Genomic DNA, 5,569 nt, shown 5'->3' on the forward strand with positions numbered 1-5,569 from the left:
ATCTTTTACAGTGTGTATATTTTTTTACACGTTTGGAGGGGAAATTGTGTTTTCATTACCGCCGATAAAAAAAATGATCGAAAATAATTTAATTAAATTATTAGTTGGCAAAAATATTTTTGAAAGAGCTGGTGAGTACTTTGTTGATGAAGCCCGAAGCACGGCAGTCAGTATCAATGATTCATTTGAAGCTTTAGTACCAGCCGATTCTCAAGTATCAACAGTCGTTGTTTTAGATTCTGATAAACAGCCAATTGGCTATATAACAGCGGCCGAAATTATTTATTTCCTCAATAATTCTTATAATCAACTGAAAGCTTTCTATGAAACTGTTACTAGAACAATGGATGCCTCTGTCACGGTAATAGATGATCAAGAGCGTGTATGCACATGGACTGAAGGGGCCGAAAAAATCTTTTCAGTGAAAGAAAAGCAAATTTTGGGACAGCCCATTACTAATTTCTTCGAGCATAAGGATCTTGAAATTCTGCAGTCGTTACATAGGGGAAAAAGAATTTCCCGTCAGCATCACCAGCCCCGATCGGATTTATTCGTCCTGATTAACTCAAATCCGGTATATTTCAATGATCAAATCATTGGCGCAGTTGTGTCGGAGACAGATGTAACAAATCAGGTCGTCCTTAACGAGAAACTATTCAATATGTCAACAGAAGTTCATCGTTTGGAACAGGAGGTTGCGAAATATAAACACTCGGTTGACCCGTTTAGTTTAATTAAAGGGAACAGCACTGCGCTTAAGCGAACAGTCCAAATGGCAAAAAAGGTGTGCTCAGTTAAATCAACTGTTTTGATACTGGGAGAAAGCGGAGTCGGCAAAGAAGTGTTTGCTAAAGCCATTCATGAAGCGAGCGAAGGAGCTGATTCACCATTTATTTCGATAAATTGTGGCGCTATTCCTGCTTCATTATTTGAAAGCGAATTTTTTGGATATGAACGCGGAGCTTTCTCTGGTGCTGATCAAAAAGGAAAGAAAGGCAAAATTGAATTAGCAAAAGGCGGCACACTGTTCCTGGATGAAATTGGCGAATTGCCGCTTGAAATGCAGGTTAAACTGCTTCGAGTCCTGCAGGAGAGGAAATTTTACCGAGTTGGCGGGGAAAAAGAAATTGAAACGGATTTTCGTGTAATTGCAGCTACAAATAGGAATTTAATAGATTTAATGAACGAAGGGCAATTTCGCGAAGATTTGTATTACCGGTTAAATGTCGTTAGTTTGCAGATCCCCCCTTTAAGAGAAAGACGGGAAGATATTATTGAACTCACTCATTATTTTTTAAACGATTTTTCGATTCTATATCAGAGACCGATTCATCAGTTCTCACAAGAGGTTTTGCAGGAAATGCTGCGTTATGATTGGCCAGGGAATATTCGTGAGCTTCGGAATGTTGTTGAACGTCTCGTTGTCTTTGCGACAGATGGGTCAATTAAAAAGGAATATTTGCCTTTTCATTCTCATCCAATTGATAACCATATAGATACAATGACTGAACAAAGTGATTCCTTTGAAATGGACAATACCATCCTGCCTCTGCAAGAGGAAATGGATCAGCATGAGAAAGGAGTGCTAGAAAAAGCACTTCTTATTGCAAACGGAAATAAACTTGAATGTGCCAAAAGGCTCGGTATCACGAGAGCTACCTTATATAATAGACTAAAACGTCTCGGCCTTAGTTAATGCCTTCCTCTAAAATTGGTACGATTTTTGCATAGTATTTTTCATAGTTAGAAAATAGAGGAGGTTTCCAAATGAACAACAAAGAGGCCATTGTAATCTGCCGCTGTGAAGAAGTTACCTATGGCGATCTGCGTTCCACGGCAGAGGAACATCAATGCACAGCTAGGGAATTAAAATTGCGAACAAGAGCAGGTATGGGTTTTTGCGGCGGTCGCACATGCAGAATTCCTTTAGATAGAATCATTGAAGATGTCATTCCTAATATTTCTCAAGGTGATATCCCATTAAAATACCAGCCGCCGATTCGCCCAGTAACATTTGGAACAGTAGGTGAAAATAATGACTAGAATTATAGACCACCCTATTTTAGGGAAATTAGAAGATAGAAAATCCATCCCCTTTACATTTGATGGGAAAACGATTGAAGCATTTGAAAATGAAACGATTGCCGCTGCACTTTTAGCAAACGGAATTCGAAAACTGCGGGTTCATGAGGATTACGGGACACCTCGGGGATTTTACTGTAATATTGGCCACTGTATGGAATGCCGAGTCACAGTTAATCATCAAGCAAACGTAAGAGCATGTCTAACAGTTGTCGAAAAAGACATGGTCGTTGAAAGCGGAAAGCATCTTCCTAATATTGTTAGAAAGATGGTGGAGCAGCAATGATGGATGTCATTATTATTGGAGCGGGGCCTGCTGGATTAGCTGGAGCCATTGCAAGTGCTTCTTCAGGTCTGAAGGTAACCGTAATTGATGAATTTGTAAAACCCGGAGGCAGATTATTAGGCCAGCTTCACCAAGAACCGTCTGGCGAATGGTGGAACGGCATAAAGGAATCAGAGAGACTTCATCAAGAAGCGAAAAAATTAGCAGTCGACATTCGATGCGGAGTGTCTGTCTACAACCTGGAAAAGAACGATGAATTATGGAATGTACATACGAGCATTGGTACTTTGACAGCTCCTAATGTACTAGTGGCCACTGGGGCTGCAGAGTTCCCAATTCCTCTCCCAGGCTGGACTCTTCCTGGCGTTATGTCGATTGGCGCAGCTCAAGTCATGACAAACGTTCATCGTGTCCAAGTAGGTAAGAAAGGGATCATTATTGGAGCTAATATTTTAGCCTTTGCCATTTTAAATGAATTACAATTAGCCGGCATTCGTGTAGATCGAATCATACTTCCAGAAAAAGGCCCATTGAGCGTGAAAGCAGGCGAACCAGAAGAGGTTATGAAATCACTGCTAAATGCAGCACATCTTGCTCCATCCCCTCTACTACGAATGGGAAGTCGTTTCATGAAAAATGATTGGTTCCGTAAAATGGGGATGAAATTTTTCCCTAAAAATGGGGTAAAAGTAAATGGGACACCGCTGCTCCTTCGAAAAGCTGCTTTAGAAATTATCGGAACCGAACAAGTAGAAGGGGTTCGAGTAGCTGATACTGATGAGTATGGAAACATCATCCCTGGCACGGAAACTATATATGATGCTGATTTCGTCTGTATTGCTGGCGGTTTATATCCACTTGCAGAGCTTACTGCTGTTGCCGGCTGCCCATTCCATTACATTCCTGAGCTTGGTGGCCATGTTCCCCATCATTCAGAAACGATGGAAACTCCGCTTGAAGGTCTTTATGTTGCTGGGAATATTACCGGAATTGAAAGCGGAAAAATCGCCATGGCCCAAGGAACAATCGCTGGTTTTTCTATTGCTAAACATGCTGGTAAAGGCGGTTCAGCCATTGATGATAAACTGGACCAAGCCGTGCAAAACGTCCATATAGTCCGCGAACAAGCAGCTATTCAATTCAACCCGGAAATTGATAAAGGCAGAAGAAAAATGTATGAGCTGTGGGAAAGACTTTATGCAAACAAAGTTAATGAAAGTTCAAATATAAAAATTAGCTAATCAAAAAAAGGGGATAGTGAGCATACTATCCCTAATTCTTCGCAATACAGCATTTTTCATTTGTTATTATGAGTTCCATATTGTCCTCCTATTGCATGATATTGAAGGATTGGCTAGGATCCCTTAAAAGCTTTGTTCCAACTCATCAACTATTCTGGCTATATTTGCAATAGCAAGCTTCAGGTTCTCTGTAGTTGACATATCAAGTCCTGCCATTTTATATAGATCAAGTCCATTCATACTGCCGCCTTTTTTGACAACCTCTGTCCATTGTTCACCAACACTTTGACCTTCTGTCTTTATTCGCTGTGCAATAATGCTGGATGCCGATATTCCAACAGAATATGTGAATGGATAAAGTCCCATATAATAATGAGGCTGCCTCATCCAAGTCAATTTTGCTCCCTCATCAATCTCTACCGTATCTCCCCAAAATTCAGACAGTATCTTTCCTTTCGTTTCACTAATAATTGAAGTTGTTAACGGTACACTACTTTCCGCAATTTTATAAAGTCTGCGCAACAGCTCAGCTTCAAGAACATGTGTAACACAATTATGATGGTAGCTCATCATTAAATACATATTTAACCACCGATGTAATCTCGGATCGTCTCTATTTTCCCGCAAATAGTCAACAACAAGATGTTCATGCAAGGTTGAAGGTGCTTCAGCGAATAATAATGATTGGGCATTGTTAATAAAGTGTTGATTTTCTGCAGATAGCGAATAATGCATCGTATGCCCTAGCTCATGGCTTAAAAGCATCAGATCGAATAGATTTCCGCCCCAAGGATAGAAGGAATAGCCATGAACACCATGGACTCCGCCTCCAAACGCAATCATTCTTCGGCCAACATTGTCACCTCTGTATACCCATCTTTCTGTGAATACACGCTGGATATGCTCCTGATATTCTGGTCCTAGTACACCAACTGCTGCAGTAATGATTTCCCCGGCCTCCTGATAACTAATTGGCTGGTCAAAATCAGGATCTAACGGTGCCTTTACATCGGAAAACAGTAATTGATCTAATCCGAGTTGACGTTTTCTCAATTTAGCATATCTTTGCATATGCGGTGAAAGTTCAGTACGAAATGTATCTAATATACTTTCAAAAAAATCGGATGAAATTCCATCAGCGGAGTAAATTTGGGTTCCAGGCGATGAATATTGAAGCAGCATATCTATTGCCGATGAGAACCCTCTTAACTTAGCCAACGCTACATTTTTATTTATTTCGGCGGATAATGTTTTTGCCAGACCATGCTGATATTTCTTTAATCCATCTGATAACGATTGATAGGCATTTCTTCGTAAAATATTGTCTGGAGATGTTTCTATTTGAGTAAAGTACATATGAATGGAACCAGGAACCTCTTTCCCATTTCGGTCAGTGGCTGGGGGAAATAAGGATTCTGGTGTGTTTAATGATTGAGATAGGGAAGCTAATGCTTCTTCCATTTCTGGTGTCAAAGAATGTTTCCGCTTTTCCTCGATCCTTTCTAAAAATCGCTTAAATGATAGCAGTTCTACTTCTTCAATAATATATTGATCGAGCTCCTCTTTCGGAATATGTAATAAAGCATTCACAACTTTCATTGTGACATTATTCCCTTTACCAACAAGGATTTGCGAACGCCCCATCATCTTTTGATTTAAAGAATCTGATTCATCTTCCGAGTATTTATACATTGCATAACATGAAGTACGATCTAATTCACCTAGTAATTGCTCATACCTTTTTATTAATTCAACTGTTTCTTTTGCTTCATTTAAAGAAATAGATTCTTTTAGTATTTCATCAAAGTCTTTATCAAGTGTTGAGTAGGAACGCTCCCATTCCTCATCAGAACTGAAAATATCAGCAAGGTTCCAAGTTTCCGCTTCTGGAACATCTTTACGAGTTATTTGACTCATGTTAATACTCTCCTTTTAAATTTTTTAAAGATATGTATTTTAC

Annotated in this window: 5 protein-coding genes; 4 read left to right on the plus strand and 1 reads right to left on the minus strand. The window is 39.6% G+C overall.

The features are described from left to right. Positions 1–43: 43 nt before the first annotated feature. The 4 genes from V7164_RS23415 (at position 44) to V7164_RS23430 (ending at position 3,609) form a co-directional block, all read left to right on the plus strand. Positions 44–1,696 (plus strand): sigma-54 interaction domain-containing protein, encoded by a 1,653-nt coding sequence (locus tag V7164_RS23415; protein WP_335355396.1) that lies wholly within the window; start codon positions 44–46, stop codon positions 1,694–1,696. Between the two features lie 71 nt (positions 1,697–1,767). Continuing rightward, positions 1,768–2,043, plus strand: a complete 276-nt coding sequence (locus tag V7164_RS23420) for a (2Fe-2S)-binding protein (protein ID WP_066291766.1) — start codon at positions 1,768–1,770, stop codon at positions 2,041–2,043. Then, a complete protein-coding gene (locus V7164_RS23425) occupies positions 2,036–2,368 on the plus strand; it encodes a (2Fe-2S)-binding protein (protein WP_335355393.1) in 333 nt (110 codons plus the stop codon). Before V7164_RS23420 ends, V7164_RS23425 begins: the two co-directional genes overlap by 8 nt. Beyond that, a complete protein-coding gene (locus V7164_RS23430; RefSeq protein ID WP_335355394.1) occupies positions 2,365–3,609 on the plus strand; it encodes an NAD(P)/FAD-dependent oxidoreductase in 1,245 nt (414 codons plus the stop codon). Before V7164_RS23425 ends, V7164_RS23430 begins: the two co-directional genes overlap by 4 nt. A gap of 123 nt (positions 3,610–3,732) precedes the next feature. Here the strand turns inward: V7164_RS23430 and V7164_RS23435 are convergent, their stop codons facing one another. Beyond that, positions 3,733–5,526: a M3 family metallopeptidase gene (locus V7164_RS23435; protein ID WP_335355395.1), complete on the minus strand. Its 1,794-nt coding sequence runs from the start codon at positions 5,524–5,526 to the stop codon at positions 3,733–3,735. Between the last annotated feature and the right edge of the window lie 43 nt (positions 5,527–5,569).

The sequence above is a fragment of the Bacillus sp. JJ1474 genome (assembly GCF_036965225.1).
GTDB lineage: Bacteria > Bacillota > Bacilli > Bacillales > Cytobacillaceae > Cytobacillus.

What these genes read in the sequence shown, in the direction of transcription:
- V7164_RS23420 (WP_066291766.1), top strand. Translation starts at nt 1,768, where the DNA reads ATGAACAACAAAGAGGCCATTGTAATCTGCCGCTGTGAAGAAGTTACC.
- V7164_RS23425 (WP_335355393.1), top strand. Translation starts at nt 2,036, where the DNA reads ATGACTAGAATTATAGACCACCCTATTTTAGGGAAATTAGAAGATAGA.
- V7164_RS23430 (WP_335355394.1), top strand. Translation starts at nt 2,365, where the DNA reads ATGATGGATGTCATTATTATTGGAGCGGGGCCTGCTGGATTAGCTGGA.
- V7164_RS23435 (WP_335355395.1), bottom strand. Translation starts at nt 5,526, where the DNA reads ATGAGTCAAATAACTCGTAAAGATGTTCCAGAAGCGGAAACTTGGAAC.